Source organism: Streptomyces sp. NP160 (assembly GCF_006335115.1).
Taxonomy (GTDB): Bacteria; Actinomycetota; Actinomycetes; order Actinomycetales; family Quadrisphaeraceae; genus Quadrisphaera.
The window spans coordinates 1-18,780 of sequence record NZ_VDMJ01000002.1 but is presented as its reverse complement, the minus strand read 5'-3'; the positions used below and the strand labels follow the sequence as shown (position 1 = coordinate 18,780).

Below are 18,780 nucleotides of genomic sequence, written 5' to 3'. Positions count from 1 at the left end.
CAGCGGTCGGCGGCAGAATGAGGCGGTGAGCGACACCACCGCCGTCGGCGCGGCGCCCGCCCGCGTCCTCTACCGCGGCGGCAGCGTCTACTCCCCGGCCGACCCCTTCGCCACCGCCGTCCTCGTGGAGGGGGCCACGGTCGCGTGGGTGGGCTCCGACGAGGCCGCCGACGCCCAGGCCGCCCGCGCCCGCGCCGACGGCCAGCCGCTGGCCGTGGTCGACCTTGACGGCGCCCTGGTCACCCCCGCCTTCGTGGACGCCCACGTCCACACCACCGAGACCGGCCTGGCGATGGCCGGCGTGGACCTCACCGGCGCCCGCAGCGCCGCCGACGTCCTCGACGCCGTGGCCCGCGCGGCCGCCGAGCACCCCGGAGAGCCGGTCCTCGGCCACGGCTGGGACGAGGCCGGCTGGCCCGGAGGGCGCCTGCCGACCGCCGCCGAGCTGGAGCGCGCCGCCGGCGCCGGCGTCGAGGTCTACCTGGCCCGCGTGGACGTGCACTCCGCCCTGGTCTCCCCGGCCCTGGCCGCCCGCGCCGGACTGCCGGAGGCGGGCAGGGTCGAGCGCGAGGCGCACCACGCCGCGCGAGACGCCGCACAGCGCCACCTCCGCGACGACCCGACCCGCCGCTGCCGGCTGCAGCGCAGGGCCCTGGGGGCCGCGGCGGCGGTGGGGATCGGCAGCGTCCACGAGTGCTCGGCTCCCCACGTCGGGTCGCCCGAGGACCTGCGCGACCTCGTGGCCCTCTCCCGGGGCGACCAGGACGACGACGGCTCGAGCGCGCTGCCGGAGGTGCTCGCGCTGTGGGGCGAGCTGGTGGCCGACCGCGCCTCGGCCGAGGCCCTCGTCGCGCAGCTGGACCTGCCCGCCGGGGCCCTGCTGGGGTTCGGCGGTGACCTGTGCGTGGACGGCGCCCTCGGCTCGCGCACGGCCCTGCTGCGCGAGCCCTACGCCGACCAGCCGGGATCGCGCGGCCACGGCTACCTCGACGCCGGCGCCCTGCGCGACCACGTGCTCGCCTGCACCCGCGCGGGCCTGCAGGCCGGGGTCCACGCCATCGGCGACGCCGGCGTCGACGTGGCCCTGGAGGCCTTCAGCGCCGCCGCCGAGGTGCTGGCCGCCGAGGGGGCGCCGCCGCTGGCGGCCTCCCGCCACCGCATCGAGCACGCCGTGGCCGTGGACGCCGCCGGCATCGCCACGATGGCGCGCCTGGGGCTGGTGGCCAGCGTCCAGCCCGCCTTCGACGCGACCTGGGGCGGCCCGGACGGCGTGTACGCCGCCCGCCTCGGCCGTGAGCGGGTGCTGGGCCTGCACCCCTTCGGCCCGCTGGCCGCGGCCGGCGTGCCGCTGGCCCTGGGCTCGGACAGCCCCGTGACCCCCTTCGCCCCGTGGGAGGCCGTCCGCGCGGCGGCGTTCCCGCACGTGCGCGAGCACGCCGTCTCCGCCCGGGCGGCCTTCCTGGCCTCCACCCGGGGTGGCTGGCGCGCCGCCCGCCGTGACGGCGAGGGCGCCCTGGTGCCCGGTGGCGCGGCCACGCTGGCGGTCTGGGAGCCCTCCGACCTCGTGGTGCAGGCCCCCGACGACAGGTTCCAGGCGTGGAGCACCGACGCGCGCTCCGGCACCCCCGGACTGCCCGACCTCACGCCCGGCACGCCCGCACCCCGCTGTCTGCGCACCCTGGTGCGCGGGCGCACCGCCCACGACGCGGGCGTGCTCGCATGACCCGGCCCGTCCCCCCGCCAGCCCCCGCGCTGCGGGCCCGCTGGGCGGTGCCGGTGGCCGTCGGCGCGGGACTGCTGCTCTACCTGGCCTTCCCCGGGCACGACCTGTGGTGGGGCGCCCCCCTCGGCGTCGGTGCGCTGCTGACCGCGGTGACCGGCCGCCGGACGTGGCGGGCGGCGGGTCTGGGCCTGCTCACCGGCCTGGCCTTCTACCTGCCCCTGGTCTCCTGGTCGGGCATCTACCTCGGCCTCATCGCGTGGATCCCGCTGTCGGTGGCGTGCGCGCTGTCGGTGGCCCTCGCGGGGGCGCTCATGGCCTGGACCTCCCGCCTGCGCTGGCCCGTCGCCGTCGGGCCCTCCCGTCCCGTGGTCACCGCCCTCCTGCGCGCGGTGGGAGCGGCCGGGGCGTGGACCGCGGTGGAGGCCGGCTTCGCCCGCTGGCCCTTCGGCGGGTTCGGCTGGGGCCGCCTCGCCTTCAGCCAGGCCGACGCCCCGACCCTCGGCCTGGCGGCCCTCGGCGGGGCGCCGCTGGTCTCCTTCGCCGTGGCGCTGGCCGGTGCGCTGCTCGCCCAGGCCCTGCTGCACCTGCCCGCCGGGTCGGCGCGGGGCGCCGAGGCAGCGGCGCGCGCGCGGCGGGCCCCCGCTGCCGTCGTCCCCGTCACCGCGGTGGTGGCCGCGCTGGCCGTGACCGCGGCCGGGGCGCTGGTGCCCCGCCCCACCGCCGCGCAGGACGGCGACCTGTCGGTGGCGGCCGTGCAGGGGAACGTGCCGCGCGCCGGGCTGGAGTTCAACGCCCAGCGCCGTGCCGTGCTGGACAACCACGTCCAGGGCACCCTCCAGCTGGCCCAGCGCGTGCGCGACGGGCAGGCCCCGGCCCCCCAGCTGGTGGTGTGGCCGGAGAACTCCTCCGACATCGACCCGCTGCGCAACGCCGACGCCTACGCCGAGATCCAGGCCGCCGCCGACGCCGTGGAGGCGCCGATCGTGCTCGGGGCGGTGCTGCTCGGCGACGAGCCCGGCACCGTGCGCAACACCTCCCTGGTGTGGGAGCCGGAGGGCACCGCGCGCGAGGGGCTGGACGGCGACGGCGGGGTGGTCGGGGCCTACGACAAGCGCCACCCGGTGCCGTTCGCGGAGTACATCCCCTACAAGTCCTTCTTCCGGCTCATCACCTCGAAGGTCGACCTCGTGGTGGCGCAGTTCGTCCCGGGGGACCGGGTGGGGCGCCTGGACGCCGGGGGCGCGAGGCTGGGCGTGATGATCTGCTTCGAGGTGGTCGAGGACGGCCTCGTCGACGACACCGTCGACGACGGCGCCGACCTGCTCGTGGTCCAGACCAACAACGCCACGTTCGGGTACTCCGACGAGAACGTCCAGCAGCTGGCCATGTCCCGGCTGCGGGCGGTGGAGCACGGCCGCGCCGTCGTCCACGTCTCCACGGTGGGCACCAGCGCGCTGGTGATGCCCGACGGCGCCCTGGTCGACCCCACGCAGCTCTACACCCCGGCCGTCATCTCCGGCCAGGTGCCGCTGCGCACGTCCCTGACGGTGGCCGACCGGGTCCGCCAGGCCGGGGTGCCGGTGGAGGCGCTGCTGTCGCTGCTCGGGCTGCTGGCGGCGGCCGGCGGGCTGCTGCTCGGCCGCCGCGGCGTCCGCCGGGCGGGTGGGGGCCACCCCGGCGGCCACGACGGCCCTGGCGGCCCTGGCGGCCGTGACGGCGACGGTCCCGTCCCGGCGCCCGTCCGCCGCGAACCCGTCGCGTGAGCGCGCCGGAGCGGGTGCTGGTGATCACCCCGACGTACAACGAGCTGGAGTCGCTGCCGGTGACGCTGGCGCGCCTGCGGGCGGCGGTGCCGTGGGCGGACGTGCTCGTCGTCGACGACGGCAGCCCGGACGGCACCGGCGCCCTCGCCGACGGCCTGGCCGCCTCCGACGAGCGCGTGCACGTGCTGCACCGACCGCGCAAGAGCGGGCTGGGAGGGGCGTACACGGCCGGCTTCACCTGGGGCCTGCGCCGCGGGTACGACGTGCTGGTGGAGATGGACGCCGACGGGTCCCACGCCCCCGAGCAGCTGGCCTCGCTGCTGGCGGCGGTCGGGGTGCGCCAGGCGGTGGGCGGCGCGGGGCCGGCCGGGCCGCTCGGCGGCGCCGACCTGGCGCTGGGCTCGCGGTGGGTGCCCGGCGGGCGGGTCGTGGACTGGCCGCTGACCCGCCAGGTCCTCTCCCGCGGGGGCAACACCTGGGCGCGGTGGGCCATGGGGGTGCCCCTGCGCGACGCCACCGGCGGCTTCCGCGCCTACCGGGCCCGCGCGCTGCAGGCCGTCGACCTGCCCTCGGTGCGCTCGGAGGGGTACTGCTACCAGCTCGACCTGGCCGCCCGCGTGGTCCGCGCCGGCCTGACGGTGGTGGAGGTCCCCATCACGTTCACCGAGCGCGCCGCCGGGGCGAGCAAGATGAGCCGCGCCATCGTCGTCGAGGCGCTGTGGCGCACCACGCTGTGGGGGGCGCGCCGACGCGCCGACCAGCTGCTCGCCCTCACCGGCCGGACACGGCGACGGGCCGGCCTCCCCCGGTAGGGGGAGGTCCGGCCCGTTCCCAGGGGACCCGCGGGGTCGAGGCCCTCACCCGGGTCCGCGCGCCGCGGCGACCTGGAGGCCCTGGGAAGAGGCCCCCGGCGCACGACGCGCGGGGCGGCGGCGCAGCGTCAGGCGCTGCGCCGCTGGTGCAGGGTGCCGTTGCGCAGCTTGGTGAGGCGCTCCTCGAGCAGCACCTCCAGGTCGGCCACGGAGCGGCGCTCCAGCAGCATGTCCCAGTGGGTGCGGGCCGGCTTGGTGGGCTTGACCTCGGGGGCCTGGCCGTCGCGCAGCAGCGCCTCGGCGCCGCAGCGGCACTCCCACACGGCCGGGACGTCGGCCTCGGCGGCGAACGGCAGCTGCGTCACGTGCCCCTGGGGGCACTCGTAGACGGCGAGCTGGCGCGGCGCCAGCTCGACGCCCTCCTCGCTCTCCATGCTCGAACCACCCAGGCGCGTCCCGCGCAGGCTCCTGTCACTCATGCTGTCCTCCACTCGCTGTCCACGCCGGTGGGCCCCCGGCGTCGGCGCCGCAGGGCGCCAGGGTCGTCGCGGGGGCCGGGCATCACGACCACTGGGCTGTGCGCTCGGCCCCCCACCGCGCCAGCCGGTATGCCTGTCACAACGGGCCACTACCCCGTTCTGTTCCCTTCTGTCGCGAACGATCCGACGCTGGGTGTGATGTCGGTGACACCCTGTTCCCGTGCCTCCTGCGGACCCCGTGCCGACGCCCCTCGTTCGTGACAGCCGCGCCCCCGGACTGCTCCGCACCGCGCTCCGGGCCGGGCCGGTGCTCCTGGACGGCGGCCTGTCCACCGAGCTGGAGGCCCGCGGTCACGACGTCTCCTCCGACCTGTGGTCGGCCCGGCTCCTGCTGGACGCGCCGGCCGACGTCGTCGCCGTCCACGCGGACTTCGCCGCCGCCGGCGCGCAGGTGCTCACCACCGCCAGCTACCAGGCCACCCTTCCCGGACTGCGCGCCGCCGGCCTGGACCGCACCGCCGCCGAGCGCGTCATCACCTCCTCGGTGCACCTGGCCCGCGAGGGACTGACCGCCGCGGGGCGACCCGGCTGGGTGGCCGGGTCGGTCGGGCCCTACGGCGCCTTCCTGGCGGGCGGGCAGGAGTACACCGGCGACTACCTCGCCCCCGGCGGCGGGCCCGGCGCGGTGGGGCGGCGTGCGCTGCGCGACCACCACCGACCCCACCTGGAGCTGCTGGCCGCCGCCGGCGCGGACGTGCTGGCCTGCGAGACCGTGCCCGGTGCCGCCGAGGTCGAGGCGCTGCTGGTGGAGCTGGAGGCGCTCGCGGTGCCGGCGTGGGTGTCGGTGAGCGCGGTGGTCGACGACGCCGGGGCGGCCCGCACCCGGCGGGGGGAGCCGCTCGGCCCGGTGCTCGCGGCGGCGGCGTCGGTGGGGTGCGTGCTGGCCGTGGGCGTCAACTGCCTCGAGCCGGCGTCGGTGCTGGCGGCGCTGCATCAGGCGGCGGAGGTGGTGCCGGCGCCCGCTGCGGGAGGGGCGGTGCTGGCGGCCTACCCCAACAGCGGGGAGGTGTGGGACGGCGCCGCCCGGACCTGGACGGGCGCGCGGGACGGGGACGCCGCCGTGACCGGCGTGGCGGACTGGGTGTCCGCCGGCGCCCGCCTGGTGGGCGGCTGCTGCCGGGTGCGCCCCCACCACACCGCGGCGGCCGCCGCCGCCCTGGCCGCCCTGCGCTGACCGACCGCCACCCCGTGACGGCCAGCTCGGGCCAGGACGAGCCGGGTCAGGTGGGCTCGGTGACCGGCTGCTCGGGGACGCGCTGGGCGTCGGCGCGACCGCGCGCCACGTCCACGCGCAGCAGGAGGACCCCGCCGACCACGAAGAACACCACCAGCGAGGCGATCGCCGGCCGGTAGGAGCCGGTCAGCTGGAACACCAGCCCGAACACCAGCGTCCCCAGCCAGCTCGTGCCGCGCTCGGCGGACTGGTACAGCCCGAACCACTCCGCCTCCCGCCCGGCCGGCACCAGCTGGCTGAACACCGACCGCGACAGCGCCTGGGTGCCGCCCAGCACCAGCCCGATGGCCGCGGCCAGCGCCAGGAACAGGCCGAACTCGCCCGCCGGGATGAGCATCCCGGCCACCACCACGGCCACCCACACCACCAGGCTGCCCAGGATCGTGGCCTTCGCCGAGGTCCGCTGCGCGAGCCACCCGGCCGCCAGCGCCCCCAGCAGCGCCACCACCTGCACCAGCAGGATGGCCACCACCAGCTGGGAGGACGCGAACCCCAGCTGCTGCTGGCCGTAGATGCTCGCCGCCGCGATCACCGTCTGCACGCCGTCGTTGAAGAACAGGTAGGCGACGAGGAACAGCAGGGTCTGCGGGAACGCGGGCGCCCCCCTCAGGGTGCGCACCAGCTGCCCCAGGGAGCCGGCGACGACGCGCGCGGTGCTCGTCGGGGGCTCGCCCTCGCGACCGGGCAGGACGACGACGGCGGGCTGCCCGTCCAGGCGGCGCAGACCCAGGTGCGGCACCAGCGTGAACGCGCCCCACCACAGCCCGGCGCTCAGCAGCGAGACCCGCACGGCCGAGCCCTCGTCCAGCCCGAGGGCCCCCGCCTGCGCGAGCAGCACCAGGTTGGCCGCCAGCAGGACCGCCCCTCCGGCGTACCCCACCGCCCACCCGCGGCTGGAGACCCGGTCGCGCTCCTCGGGGCCCGCCAGGCGCACCAGCAGGGCGTCGTAGACCACCAGCGAGGCCCCCAGGCACAGGCTGGCCACCAGCTGCAGCACCGCTCCCAGCACCCACCGGTCCCCGGCGACGAAGACCATGCTGGCCGCGGCCGCCGCACCCACCCAGGCGAAGCCCGTCATGAGGCGCCGCGGGGAGCGCGACCTGTCGGCCACCGCGCCGACCGCCGGCAGCACCACCGCGGACAGCAGGGTCGCGAAGGTCACCACGTACAGCGCCAGCGAGCCCGGGGCCACGGGGACCCCCAGCACGCTGAGCGGCACCGGGCAGCTGCTCGCGCCGTCGCGCACCACCTCCCCGGCCCCGCCCGGGCACGCCGCCGCCTCGGCGACCGCCGTCAGGTACGGCGAGAACAGCACCGTCGCCGTGGTCGTGACGTAGGCGGAGTTGGCCCAGTCGTAGACGTACCAGGCGCGACGGGCGCGCCCCCGCTGCTGCGGTGTCAGGCCGGCGGCCACCTGCGCGCTCACGGGCGCCCTCCCTCGTCGTCGTCGCCCTCGTCGTCGTCGCCCTCGTCGTCGTCGCCCTCGTCGTCGTCGCCCTCGTCGTCGGCCTCGTCGTCGCGCTGGTCCTGCGGCGGCCAGGCCCCGCGCTCGCGGAGGACCTCGCGCGCGGCGGCGGCGTCGTCGGTGACCACCCCGTCCACCCCCATGTCGAACAGGTGTCGCATCTCGGTGGGGTCGTCCACCGTCCACACGTGCACCACCAGGCCCGCCGAGTGCGCCGCGTCGACCAGCGCCGGCGTGACGAGGTGCACGTCGTGCCCGGCCAGGCGCGAGGTGAGCGGCACCTGCAGCGCGTCGGCGCCCACCAGCGCCCGCAGCGCCCGTCCGCGCAGGCCCAGGCGGGCCCCGGCCAGGAAGCGCGCCACGCCACCGGTGCCCGCCGAGCTGGTCACCGCCACCCCGCGGCTCGCCAGGCCCGCCACCACCGCGCGCCGCCGGGCGTCGGAGAAGGAGGCCACGCACACCCTGCGGGCGTCCCGGGGGCGCGCGGCCAGCAGCTCCACCAGCGGGACGACGGCCGCGAGCTCCTTGACGTCCACGTTGAGGCGGACGGCCGGCTGCGCGTCGGGCCAGGCGTCCAGCAGGTCCACCAGGCGCACCGGGGCGTGCTGCGCCGCCGCCCCGCTCGCGTCCCGCAGCCGGAGCCCGGACACCTGGTCCCACGTCAGCGCCGACAGCGGGCCCGCGCCGTCAGTGGTGCGGTCCAGGGTGGGGTCGTGCAGGGCCACCAGGACGCCGTCAGCGGTGACGTGCACGTCGGTCTCGAGCACCCGGTGCCCCAGGGCGACCGCGTCGGCGAAGGCGGCCAGGGAGTTCTCCGGGTGCGCCGCGCCGCCGCGGTGCGCCAGCGCCACCGGGCCGCCGAGCCCCAGGAAGGAGCGCCTCGGGCTCGTCGTCGGGCCGGTCACCGGGGAAGTGTGGCGCAGTCGCCGGCGCCCGCCGACGCCGCTGCTCCTCCTCGGGGTGTCGAGCGGGTGGACCATCGCCCGCTGTGCATCACCTGTGGTGTGATGTCCGGCGTGGATAAGTCCGGCGGTGATGCTTCGGTGGTCGCTGTCATCGGTGACCTCGTCGGCTCCCGGCGCGCCGCCGACCGCGCAGCCCTCCAGCGCAGCCTCGTCGCGGTCCTGCACGACGTCAACAGCCTCGTGCCCGCCCTGCAGCCCCTGGAACCCACGATCGGGGACGAGTTCCAGGCCACCTACCCCGACCTCGGCTCGGCCTGCCTGGCCGCGCTGCTCGTCCGCCTCGCGCTGCTCGACACCGGCGCCGACGTCCGCGCGGGCCTGGGGGCCGGCACCACCACCGTCGTCGACCCCGCCGCCACCCCGCCCGTCCTGGACGGCCCCGCCTGGTGGGCCGCCCGCCGCGCCGTCGAGACCGCCGAGCGCCTGGCCGCCTCCCCGCGCTCGCGCAGCGCCCGCACCTGGTTCGTCGACCGCAGCGCCCCGGTCCCCGGGGACGACGCGCGCCACCACGACCACGACCACGACGACGACGAGCACGGCGACGTCTCCGCCGCCGCCGGCGCCAACGCCTTCCTGGCCGTGCGCGACGACGTCATCGCCCGGATGAGCCCGCGCGCCCGGCGCCTGCTGGCCCACCAGCTGCGCGGGCACCCCCAGCAGGTGGTCGCCCAGGCCGAGGGGGTCACCCAGCCCGCCGTCAGCCAGGCCCTGGCCCGCTCGGGGGCGCTCGCGGTGTGGCGCGGCCAGCAGCTGCTGGCCCAGCACCGCCTCGCCTCCCAGGTGCGCGCGGACCTGGCGCCCGCACGGCGGGGGGACGGCTGATGCTCCTGCTGACCGCCCTGTGGACCGGGCTCGCCGTCGCCGACCTGGTCCGCTGGACCCCCGAGCGGACCAGCTCGCGGCGCCGCGCGGTGGCCCTGGCCTGCGCCGCGCTCGCCGGAGCCCTCCTCGCCGTCCTCGCCCTCGGGGTGCCGGGAGCCGGCGGCCCCCCGGTGCTCGCCGTCCCCGTCGCCGCCCTCGTCCTGGCGGCGGCGGGCAGCACCGCGGCGTGGGTGGCGCTCAGCGAGCTGCCCGCCTCCCCGCGCGCCCCCTCGGCGGCCGTCACCGCGCTGGCGGCGCTCGCCCTGCTGCACGCGCTCGCCCTCGCCGCCGGTCCCCTCCTGCCCGCCCTGGACGCCTCGGGCCCGCTGGGGCGCTGGTGGGCGGCGCTCGCGGGCGCCGGCCTGCCGGGCCTGGACGGCGTCGGCCTCGGACGCGCGCTGCTGGCCGTGGTGGGCGCGGCGCTGCTGCTGGGCACCGCGAACCGCGTCGTGAGGCTGGTGCTCGTGGCCAGCGGCACCCCGCCGACCGCCGGGGAGGCGGCGCTGCGCGGCGGGCGGCTCCTCGGGCCGCTCGAACGCGTGTTCCTGCTGGGGCTGGCCCTGGGGGGCGACCTCACCGCCGCCGCGGCCGTCATCGCCGCCAAGGGGCTCCTGCGCCTGCCCGAGGTGCGCACCGCCAGCCGCCTCGCCCTGGCCGGGGAGCCGGCTGGCGGGGCCGCCGGCCGACCGGTGCGGGGCGCCGACGTGGTCACCGAGTACTTCCTGGTCGGCACCTTCAGCAGCTGGCTGCTCGCGCTCGCCGTCGCCGGGGTCGTCGCCCTCGCCGGGCCCTGACGCCCCTGCGCCGCGCACCGGGCCCGCCCCCGCCTCCCTACGATGCTCGTCGTGATGTCGCAGGAGCTCCCGGACCAGCCACCGGCCAGCAGCGGGGGACCCGTCGGCCCCGTGGACTCCTCGCAGGTCCCGCGCTTCGCCGGGCCGGCCACCTTCGCCCGGCTGCCCCGCGCCGACGAGGTCGGACGCGCCGACGTCGCCGTCGTCGGGGTGCCGTTCGACTCCGGGGTGTCCTACCGCCCCGGCGCCCGCTTCGGCCCCGCCGCCGTGCGCGAGGCCTCCCGCCTGCTGCGCCCCCACCACCCGGGCCTGGACCTCGACCCGTTCGCGGCGGCGCAGGTGGTCGACGCCGGCGACGTCGTCGCCAACCCCTTCTCCATCGAACAGGCGATCGAACAGGTGGAGGCCGGCGCGGACGAGCTCTCCGGCGCCGGCGCCCGCCTGGTCACCATCGGCGGGGACCACACCATCGCCCTGCCCCTGCTGCGCTCCGTCGCCCGCCGCCACGGACCGGTCGCGCTGGTCCACTTCGACGCCCACCTGGACACCTGGGACACCTACTTCGGCGCCCCGTACACCCACGGCACCCCCTTCCGCCGCGCCGTGGAGGAGGGCCTTCTCGAGCCGGGCGCCCTCACCCACGTCGGCACCCGCGGCCCCCTGTACGGCCGCTCGGACCTCACCGACGACGCCCGCCTCGGCTTCGGCCTGGTCACCAGCGCCGACGTCATGCGCCGCGGCGTCGACGAGGTGGTGGACGGCCTGCGCTCGCGGATCGGCGACCGCCCGCTCTACCTCAGCATCGACATCGACGTCCTCGACCCCGCCCACGCGCCCGGCACCGGCACCCCCGAGGCCGGCGGCATGACCAGCCGGGAGCTGCTCGAGGTGCTGCGCGGCCTGGCCGGGCTGCAGCTGGTCGGAGCCGACGTCGTCGAGGTCGCCCCCGCCTACGACCACGCCCAGATGACGGCCGTCGCCGCCAGCCACGTCGCCTACGACCTGGTCTCCCTCATGGCCCTGTCACCCCTGCACGGCGCCTCGGAGCAGACGGACGGAGCCCAGCAGTGACCTCCGCGACCGGTGAGGGGGTGCTCGGCACCCTCGCCCACCCGGAGGTGACCATGCTCACCCCCGACTTCCCCTTCGAGCACGACAGGTGGCTGGCCCACCCCGCCGGCCTGGGGTCCGTGCCCCGCGAGGCCCGCGGCGCCAGCGTCGTCGTCGTCGGCGCCGGCATCTCCGGCCTGGTCGCCGCCTACGAGCTCGCCCGCCTCGGGGTGCGCCCCGTCGTCCACGAGGCCGACCAGATCGGCGGGCGCCTGCGCTCGGTGCCGTTCCCCGGAGGCGTCGACGGCGTCCTCGCCGAGCTCGGCGGCATGCGCTTCCCCACCTCGGGGCGGTCCTTCTTCCACTACGCCGACGCCGTCGGCACCCGGACCACGCCGTTCCCCAACCCGCTGACCCCGACGGCCGGCTCCACCGTCATCGACCTGGGCGGCCAGGTCCACTACGCCGAGACCGCCGCCGACCTGCCGCCCTTCTTCACCGAGGTCGCCCGCGCCTGGGCCAGCGCCCTGGCCGAGATCGGCCTCCCGGACCTCCAGCACGCCATCGCCACCCGCGACCTGCCGCGGGTCAAGGCGCTGTGGGACCCCCTCGTGCGCGCCCGCGACGAGCAGAGCTTCTACGGCTTCGTCGCCGCCTCCGCCGCCTTCCGCGCCCTGCCCTACGCCCACCGCGAGGCCTTCGGCCAGGTGGGGTTCGGCACCGGGGGCTGGGACACCGACTTCCCCAACTCCATCCTGGAGATCCTGCGGGTCATCGCCACCAACGCCGACGAGGACCACCAGCGCGTCCTCGGCGGGGTCCAGCAGGTCCCGCTGCGCCTGTGGGCCCGCCCCCTGCCCGACGGGCCCTTCGCCGGCCGGAGCCTGCGCGACCTCCACGGCGGAGCACCCCGCCCCGGCGTCTCCGCCCTGCACCGCGCCCCCGGCTCCGCCGGCGCCGTCGGACCCGTCGTCGTCACCGACCGGTGGGGGCAGTCGCACGCCCACGACGCCGTCGTCGTCACCTGCCAGTCCTGGCTGCTGTCCGCCCGCATCTCCACCGAGGAGTCCCTGTTCGACCACCCCACGTGGATGGCCATGGACAGGTCCCACTACGCCCAGTCCTCCAAGACCTTCGTCATGGTCGACAGGCCCTTCTGGCGCGACCGGCACCCGGACACGGGCCGTCGCGTCATGTCCACCACCCTCACCGACCGCATGACCCGCGCCACCTACCTCCTGGACGGCGAAGGAGGGGGGGACGACGAGCCGGCCACCATCTGCCTGAGCTACACCTGGAACGACGACGCCCTCAAGTGGCTCGCCCTGTCCACCGACGAACGCGTCCGCCTCATGGTCCGCTCCCTGGGGGAGGTCTACCCCGGCGTCGACATCGCCAGCCACATCATCGGCGAGCCCGTCACCGTCTCCTGGGAGTCCGACCCCCACTTCATGGGCGCCTTCCGCGGAGCCCTGCCCGGCCACTACCGCTACCAGCGGCGCCTGTTCACCCACTTCACCCGGGACGACCTGCCCCCGGCGCAGCAGGGCCTCTTCCTGGCCGGCGACGACATCTCGTTCACCCCCGGATGGGCCGACGGCGCCGTCACCACCGCCCTCAACGCCGTCTGGGGAGTCGTGCGCCACCTGGGGGGCGCCGCGCACCCGGACAACCCCGGCCCCGGCGACGCCTTCGACGACCTGGCCCCGGTCGACCTCGACGCCGCCGACCCCGGCACCAGCAGCCCGTCCAGCAGCCCGTCCAGCAGCCCGTCCAGCAGCGCAGCCGACAGGGGATGAGGAACCCCTACCGCGAGGTCCTGCGCACCCCCGGAGCCCCCGCCTTCGTCACCGCAGGGCTCCTCGCCCGCCTGCCCATCTCCATGTACGGCCTCGTCTACGTCTTCCTCGTCGAGGAGGCCACCGGCTCCTACGGCGCCGCGGGAGCCGTCGCCGCTGCCGCCTCCGTCGCCTCCGCCCTCGGCGCACCCGTCCTGTCCCGCCTCGTCGACCGCCTCGGCCAGGCACGCGTCGCCGTCCCCGCGCTCGCGGTCCACACCGCCGGCATCCTCGGGGTGCTCGCCGCCGCCCACACCGGCGCCCACGCCCTGGTCATCGGCCTCGCCGCCGCGCTCGCGGGCGCCACCTTCACCAGCTGGGGCTCCCTCGTGCGCGCCCGCTGGGCCTGGGCCCTGCGCGACCCCGCCGACGCCCCCCGCCTGCACCCCGCCTTCTCCCTGGAGTCCGTCCTCGACGAGGTCACCTTCACCGTCGGCCCGCCCCTGGCCACCGTCCTCGCCGTCGCCGTCTCCCCCTCGGCCGCCCTGGCCACCGCGCTCGCGGCGACCGTCGCCGGCGGCACGGCGCTGGTGGTCCAGCGCGGGACCGAGCCGCCTTCGGAGCGGTCCAGGGCCGTCGAGCGCGGGACCGCGACGCCGCTGCCGACGACGCCGACGCCGACGACGACGACGACGACGACGACGACGACGAGCGCGGCCGGCTCCGGCGGCGTGCGCGCTGCGGCCCGCAGGGCTGTCGCGGGGGCGGTCGGGGTCATGGAGCACGCCGGGATGCGGGCCCTCGCGACGGCGTTCGTGGCCACCGGCGTGGTCTTCGGCTCCGTCGAGGTGATCGCGGTGGCCTTCACCGCCGAGCGCGGGGCTCCGGCTGCCGCCGGCGTGGTGCTGGCGCTGTACTCCGTCGGGAGCCTGCTGGCGGGCCTGGTGTTCGGGGCGGTCACGTGGCGGGGGAGCCTGCCGCGGCGGTTCCGCCTGGGGGCGGTGGGCATGGCCGTGCTCATCGCGCCGGTGGCCACCTCGGGGACGATCCCGGCGCTGGCCGCGACCCTGTTCCTGTCCGGCATCGCCATCTCCCCGACGCTGATCTCCGGCAACGCGCTGGTCGCCCAGCTCGTCGCGCCGCGCCAGCTCACCGAGGGGCTGGCCTGGGTGGGCACCTCCCTCGGGCTGGGGGTCTCCCTGGGCGCCGCCGTGGCGGGGCGGATCATCGACGGCCCCGGGCCCCAGCCGGCGCTGCTGCTGCCGGTGGCGGCCGCGGTGGCGGCCGCGGTCGTCGTCGTCGCCTGCTCCCGCGTGCTGGGCGTCCGTCCGCGCGGCGCGCAGCCCGACGCGGCCTGAGACCCGCCGCGCGGACCCCCGGCGGCGCTCCGCCTCAGGCGGCGCTGACCCGGGGGGCGCTGGGCGCCGCGGCGCGGACGGCCTCGAGGCGCGCAGCCAGCGCCGCTGCGTCCTCGCCGGGGGCGGGCACGGCCACCACCTGGGCGAGCGCGCCCAGCGGCGCGGCCCGCACCAGCCCCGGCCGGCCCAGGGCGCCCGGGGCGACGACGGCGACGCTCCGCTCCGCGCGCGCCACCGCGGCGGCCACCAGCGCCGCGGCCGCCGAGGTGGGGGCCCAGGCCCCGCGGGCGTCCAGCCCGGTGGGGGTCAGGACGGCGACGTCGAGGTGCAGGTCCTCCAGCGCCGCCAGCGCCGAGGGGCCCACGAGGTCGGTGCCGGCCGGCTCCGCCTCCCCGCCGAGCACCACCAGGCGCACCCCCGGCGCTCCGGCCAGGACGGTGGCCGGGGCCAGGGCGGTGACGGCCACGGTCACGGGCGTCGCGGGGGAGCGGCCCGCCAGCCGCACCACGTGGTGGGCCAGGGCGAGCGCACCGGTGCCGCCGGTGAGCAGGACCGCCGTGCCGGGGGAGAGGTCCCCGAGCGCCGCGTGCGCGGCGCGCACCCACGGGTCGTCGACCGGCGCCTGCTGCGCGGAGACCCCGGGGCGACCAGAGGTGGGGGACGGGGGCAGGTCCCACCCGGGAGGGGCCTCGGCCGGGTCGTCCTGCTGGGCCCTGGCGTGGGAGGCCGGTGCGGGGCGGGCGGGCGCCGGCGGAGGGGCCGCGGGAGCGGACGTCGGCTGCGGGGCGGGTGGGTCGGCGTGCGCCGCGGGGAACCCCGCCGGGAACGCCCCAGCCCAGGATGCGATAACGGAACCGAGTGATGCTGGGGCCCTGGACAGGTCGAAGCCGGGGGAGGGGAGCTCCTCGGGCTCTGGCGACCCACCCGCACCGATCTCGCCGTGGGAGCCGTCGCTCCGGTCGGGCCCACCGCCGGCGGCACCGGCAGCCGTCGCCCGAGCCGGCGGCTCGGTCTCGGGCTTCGGCGCGCGGGCCGCCGGCCGCGGAGCCTGAGCGGGGGCGGCGGCTTCCGGCGACGCCAGGCTCACGGCGCCGCCGCGCACGCGGCGCAGGCGACCGGCTGCGGTCAGCGCGTCGAGGTCGCGACGGATCGTCATCTCCGAGACCTCGAAGTGCGACGCCAGGTCACCGAGCCCGACGCGCCCGTCGGTGTCGACCCAGCGTGTGATCTCGTCCCACCGCTCTCCACTCACAACGCACAGCCAACCACGTGACTCACACGGAGGCAGGTATCCTGTCCGGATTGTGAGTTTTCGGTGATCTGTGAGGTCACAGCGTGTGAGATTAGGGGACGCCCGTGATGTTCGATGTGAGCACCGGTGCTGCGTGAGGAAGGTGGTGGTTTCGCACGCGAGCCGGTGTGCGAGACCACCACCTCACGGTGTGAGAAGCGCCGCGATGGTGGCGATCACCGGGACGGAGAGCGCTGTCGTCGCGAAGATGGCGTCGCGGGAGACGACCACCCCGCGGTCGTAGCGGGTGGCGTGCACGAAGATGTTCTGCGCCGTGGGCAGGGCCGCCAGCACGGTCACCGCCAGCAGCGGTGCACCCTCCATGCCGAGGGCGAAGCGGCCCACGAGGTAGGCCGTCGCCGGCATGACCACCACCTTCAGGGCGGTGATGACCGTGAGCTCCGCGGCGCCGCCGCCGGTCCCGGGGCGAGGGCCGAGGCGCAGGGAGATGCCGTAGGCGATGAGCATGGCCGGCACCGCCATCCCGGCGACCAGCTCGAGCGGGTCGGCCAGCAGGGACGGGACCCTGGCACCCGTCAGGGACAGGGCCAGCCCGACGAGCGACCCCACGGTCAGCGGCGTGCTCAGCGGGCGCAGCAGCACCGAGCGCAGGGGCGGCCGCCGTTCGGAGACGCCGACGTCGAGCAGCACCAGCGCCAGGGGCTGGAGCACGAGCAGCTGGAGCAGCCAGGTGGGAGCCACCAGGGCGGCGTCGCCCAGGACGTAGGCGGCGATCGGCAGGCCGAGGTTGCCGGCGTTGACGTAGGCGGCCGAGAGGGCACCGACGGTGGTGCGTGCCAGGTCGTGGCGGAAGGCCAGCCGCGAGGCCAGCACGTACAGACCGGCCGTCACGGCGAAGGCCGCCGCACTGGCCACCAGGTTGGCCGAGAGCACCTGGTGGACGTCCGCGCCGGCCAGGGTGACGACCATGAGCGCGGGGGAGGCGACGTAGAAGGCCAGCCGGGACAGCACCCTCTGCGCCTCCAGGTCCAGCACGCGCAGCTGGGCGAGCAGCGTCCCCAGGGCGATGAGGGCGATGATCGTCGCGAAGCCCGCCAGCACGCCACCCACGCTCCGATCTTGGCCTACCCGGTCCTCCAACAGCAGTCGGCAGCTGCTGTCACGCCACCCATGCCTGATAACAGAATCGAGCGCCGAGACGACGCATGCCGCAGGGGAGCGCCGCCGGTCGGCCCGTGCGCGGGCGCTGCCGCCGCCAGGGTCGGCCCGAGCCGACTGGAGGTGCCCGACACGGACATCGGTGCCCGTGAGCAGCGATGCACGCTGATGCCTGGAGGGCGACGGCCTGAACGGAATGACGGGCGACGAGCTGCGTGCGGCGCGCAGATCACCCGCGGCGCGGGCCACCACCCTCGGGGCTGGCGGGCGGCGTCGAGGCGGCGGGGACTCGACCAGGCTTCACGGGGCACGCGGATCCACGACCCACAGATCCGCAGTGCTCCGAGGCCTTCGACCCGGGGGTCGCGGGCGGCTGCGCGGCTTCTCGATGATGACCGTTCCGCGGGAGGTCACGACGTCGCCAGGACGGCGGGGGTGGGCTCCTCGAGCGCCGCTCCCCTGCACCGTCCCGTTGCGCCGATAATCGACGTTATGTCAGAGGGTCTGGAGAAGGGGCAGGTCAAACGCTCCCCGACAGGGGGCGACGTCCTCTCTCACCAATCCTCACCGACCTTCATCGGCGGAGTCGCAGGTCCTGCAGGCACGTCAGCGAGACGCTCAGGTCGCCTCTCCAGGCGACGCCGTGCTCCTCCAGCACCGCCATGGACCGCAGCAGCGCCTCGGCCCTGGCGTCCTCGTCCGCCTCGACGGCTGAGGCGGCGTCCACGGTCAGCAGGTGGCGCACGGTGAAGCGCGTCAGCGTGGGCCCGTAGGTCCAGCACCCGTCCTCGGTGAACGCCGAGGAGAAGACGTCGTGCTCGCCCTGGGTGGCCAGCAGCCGTTCGCGCAGCTCGCCCTCAGGGCGGACGAACTGACCGACGACCTCGGTGCGGTACGTGCGTGTGGCCACAGCGCCTCAGTGTGGGCCATCCTGGAGCGGTGTCTGGCGAAGGAGCCGGCGGCACGGACCCCGGCAGTGCGACGGCTGCAGCCGAACGGACAGGACGCGCCTTCGTGCGGGCGCTGGCGGACAAGGACGCCGCGGCGCTGGCCCGGCTGCTGGCTGACGACGTCGACTTCTACGGCATGACCCCCGCACGCCTGTGGCGCGCCCGAGGTGCCCGGCAGGCGATCGACGAGGTGCTCCTGGTGTGGTTCGAGCCCGACGACGTGGTGCAGGAGGTGGTCTCGGTGGAGCACGGTGACGCCGGCGGGCGCCCGCGCGTGGACTACCGGCTCCTGGTGCGCAACGGGGCCGGCCTGCACCTGGTCGAGCAGCGCGCCTACTTCGACCTCGTCGACCTCGTCGACGACGGTGACGACGGTGACGATGACGACGCCCGTGGCACCTCCTGGCGCATCGGCCGCATGAACGCTGTCTGTGCGGGGTTCCGCCTCCTGTCGTCCTGAGCGGTCGAGGCGCTCGACTCCCCCGGCGACCCAGCCCTGACAGGCGGGCCGTTCCTGCTCGTCGCCAGGTCGCCCGCCTGTTCGTCCTGCTCCCCTGTCGATTCGGCAGGTCGTCCCACCAACCTGATAACGGAACCATGCCAGAACCCTCACCTACCGCCCGACCGGACCCGGCAGTACCTCCAGGCCAGACCGAAGCCCGAACGCGGTTCGCGGGACCCCGGGGTTCTCTGGGCTGGACCGGGGACGAAGGGGTGGACTTGGTTCCGTTATCAAGTGCCGTAGGATGCTGTTCGTGACCCAGGACGACGCCGCTGCCCCGGCCCCGCGCCCCACCGCCCTGAGCCGCCTGGTCGAGGGCTACCTGGCCACCCTGGGAGCCGCCAGCCCCTCCACCCAGCGCCAGCGCACCTGGGCCCTGCGCGAGCTGCTCGCCCACGCCCCCTCCTCCCCCGCAGCCGCACTCGCCCCCGATCCCGTGCGCGCCTGGCTGGACCTCGCCGCCACCGCCGACCCGCCCGCCTCCCTGCCGGGCCTGCGCGCCCGCGCCAGCGCCGTGCGAGCCCTCACGCAGCACGCGGAGACCACCGGCGCCGTCCCGGTGGGCACCGCCGCCGC

17 protein-coding genes are annotated in these 18,780 nt (G+C 76.9%); 11 read left to right on the top strand and 6 right to left on the bottom strand.

Going from position 1 to position 18,780, the window contains the following annotated elements; translation table 11 throughout:
* Nucleotides 1–25 precede the first annotated feature (25 nt).
* Genes FHN55_RS00295 through FHN55_RS00285 form a run of 3 tightly spaced genes read left to right on the top strand, consistent with a single transcriptional unit; the run spans nt 26 to nt 4,298 of the window.
* Nucleotides 26–1,723 carry an amidohydrolase gene (locus tag FHN55_RS00295; protein WP_139709649.1) on the top strand — a complete coding sequence of 566 codons (1,698 nt, stop codon included), beginning with the start codon at nt 26–28 and terminating at the stop codon, nt 1,721–1,723.
* The gene (gene lnt, locus FHN55_RS00290) at nt 1,720–3,486 is read left to right on the top strand and encodes an apolipoprotein N-acyltransferase (protein ID WP_139709647.1); all 1,767 of its coding nucleotides are present in this window, start codon (nt 1,720–1,722) and stop codon (nt 3,484–3,486) included. Before FHN55_RS00295 ends, lnt begins: the two co-directional genes overlap by 4 nt.
* On the top strand, nt 3,483–4,298 hold the full coding sequence (locus FHN55_RS00285; RefSeq protein WP_139709645.1) for a polyprenol monophosphomannose synthase: 816 nt from the start codon (nt 3,483–3,485) through the stop codon (nt 4,296–4,298). Before lnt ends, FHN55_RS00285 begins: the two co-directional genes overlap by 4 nt.
* Before the next feature lie 128 nt (nt 4,299–4,426).
* On the opposite strand, the gene FHN55_RS00280 is transcribed toward FHN55_RS00285, so the two are convergent.
* Nucleotides 4,427–4,777, bottom strand: a complete 351-nt coding sequence (locus FHN55_RS00280) for an RNA polymerase-binding protein RbpA (RefSeq protein ID WP_139709643.1) — start codon at nt 4,775–4,777, stop codon at nt 4,427–4,429.
* Between the two features lie 220 nt (nt 4,778–4,997).
* On the opposite strand from FHN55_RS00280, the gene mmuM reads away from it, so the two are divergent.
* Nucleotides 4,998–6,011 (top strand): homocysteine S-methyltransferase, encoded by a 1,014-nt coding sequence (gene mmuM / locus FHN55_RS00275; protein WP_306821773.1) that lies wholly within the window; start codon nt 4,998–5,000, stop codon nt 6,009–6,011.
* 46 nt (nt 6,012–6,057) lie between these two features.
* On the opposite strand, the gene FHN55_RS00270 is transcribed toward mmuM, so the two are convergent.
* On the bottom strand, nt 6,058–7,497 hold the full coding sequence (locus FHN55_RS00270) for an MFS transporter (protein ID WP_139709641.1): 1,440 nt from the start codon (nt 7,495–7,497) through the stop codon (nt 6,058–6,060).
* The gene (locus FHN55_RS00265) at nt 7,494–8,441 is read right to left on the bottom strand and encodes a glycerophosphodiester phosphodiesterase family protein (protein WP_257570587.1); all 948 of its coding nucleotides are present in this window, start codon (nt 8,439–8,441) and stop codon (nt 7,494–7,496) included. Before FHN55_RS00265 ends, FHN55_RS00270 begins: the two co-directional genes overlap by 4 nt.
* Before the next feature lie 138 nt (nt 8,442–8,579).
* Between FHN55_RS00265 and FHN55_RS00260 the strand changes: the two genes are divergently transcribed.
* The 5 genes from FHN55_RS00260 to FHN55_RS00240 are packed head-to-tail and all read left to right on the top strand — an operon-like array spanning nt 8,580 to nt 14,342.
* Entirely contained in the window at nt 8,580–9,323 is a 744-nt protein-coding gene (locus FHN55_RS00260; RefSeq protein WP_180357540.1) for a SatD family protein, read from the top strand.
* Nucleotides 9,323–10,156, top strand: a complete 834-nt coding sequence (locus tag FHN55_RS00255; protein ID WP_139709634.1) for a hypothetical protein — start codon at nt 9,323–9,325, stop codon at nt 10,154–10,156. The genes FHN55_RS00260 and FHN55_RS00255 overlap by 1 nt, the downstream gene beginning before the upstream one ends.
* Nucleotides 10,157–10,210: 54 nt before the next feature.
* A complete protein-coding gene (gene speB, locus FHN55_RS00250) occupies nt 10,211–11,227 on the top strand; it encodes an agmatinase (RefSeq protein WP_139709908.1) in 1,017 nt (338 codons plus the stop codon).
* Nucleotides 11,224–13,005, top strand: a complete 1,782-nt coding sequence (locus tag FHN55_RS00245; RefSeq protein WP_373995683.1) for a flavin monoamine oxidase family protein — start codon at nt 11,224–11,226, stop codon at nt 13,003–13,005. Before speB ends, FHN55_RS00245 begins: the two co-directional genes overlap by 4 nt.
* On the top strand, nt 13,002–14,342 hold the full coding sequence (locus FHN55_RS00240; protein ID WP_139709632.1) for an MFS transporter: 1,341 nt from the start codon (nt 13,002–13,004) through the stop codon (nt 14,340–14,342). Before FHN55_RS00245 ends, FHN55_RS00240 begins: the two co-directional genes overlap by 4 nt.
* Nucleotides 14,343–14,376: 34 nt before the next feature.
* Here the strand turns inward: FHN55_RS00240 and FHN55_RS22430 are convergent, their stop codons facing one another.
* The 3 genes from FHN55_RS22430 to FHN55_RS00225 form a co-directional block, all read right to left on the bottom strand.
* Nucleotides 14,377–15,594, bottom strand: a complete 1,218-nt coding sequence (locus tag FHN55_RS22430; protein ID WP_180357539.1) for a DeoR family transcriptional regulator — start codon at nt 15,592–15,594, stop codon at nt 14,377–14,379.
* A 183-nt stretch (nt 15,595–15,777) separates the two neighbouring features.
* The gene (locus FHN55_RS00230) at nt 15,778–16,704 is read right to left on the bottom strand and encodes an AEC family transporter (RefSeq protein WP_139709630.1); all 927 of its coding nucleotides are present in this window, start codon (nt 16,702–16,704) and stop codon (nt 15,778–15,780) included.
* 622 nt (nt 16,705–17,326) lie between these two features.
* Entirely contained in the window at nt 17,327–17,662 is a 336-nt protein-coding gene (locus FHN55_RS00225) for a DUF6204 family protein (RefSeq protein WP_139709628.1), read from the bottom strand.
* 29 nt (nt 17,663–17,691) lie between these two features.
* Here FHN55_RS00225 and FHN55_RS00220 point away from each other — a divergent pair, with 29 nt between their 5' ends.
* Entirely contained in the window at nt 17,692–18,162 is a 471-nt protein-coding gene (locus FHN55_RS00220) for a hypothetical protein (protein ID WP_139709626.1), read from the top strand.
* Nucleotides 18,163–18,457: 295 nt separating this feature from the next.
* Nucleotides 18,458–18,780: hypothetical protein (locus FHN55_RS00215; RefSeq protein ID WP_218974210.1), on the top strand; the 323-nt coding region annotated here is incomplete at its 3' end.

What these genes read in the sequence shown, in the direction of transcription:
- FHN55_RS00280 (WP_139709643.1), bottom strand. Translation starts at nt 4,777, where the DNA reads ATGAGTGACAGGAGCCTGCGCGGGACGCGCCTGGGTGGTTCGAGCATG.
- speB (WP_139709908.1), top strand. Translation starts at nt 10,211, where the DNA reads ATGTCGCAGGAGCTCCCGGACCAGCCACCGGCCAGCAGCGGGGGACCC.
- FHN55_RS00255 (WP_139709634.1), top strand. Translation starts at nt 9,323, where the DNA reads ATGCTCCTGCTGACCGCCCTGTGGACCGGGCTCGCCGTCGCCGACCTG.
- lnt (WP_139709647.1), top strand. Translation starts at nt 1,720, where the DNA reads ATGACCCGGCCCGTCCCCCCGCCAGCCCCCGCGCTGCGGGCCCGCTGG.
- FHN55_RS00240 (WP_139709632.1), top strand. Translation starts at nt 13,002, where the DNA reads ATGAGGAACCCCTACCGCGAGGTCCTGCGCACCCCCGGAGCCCCCGCC.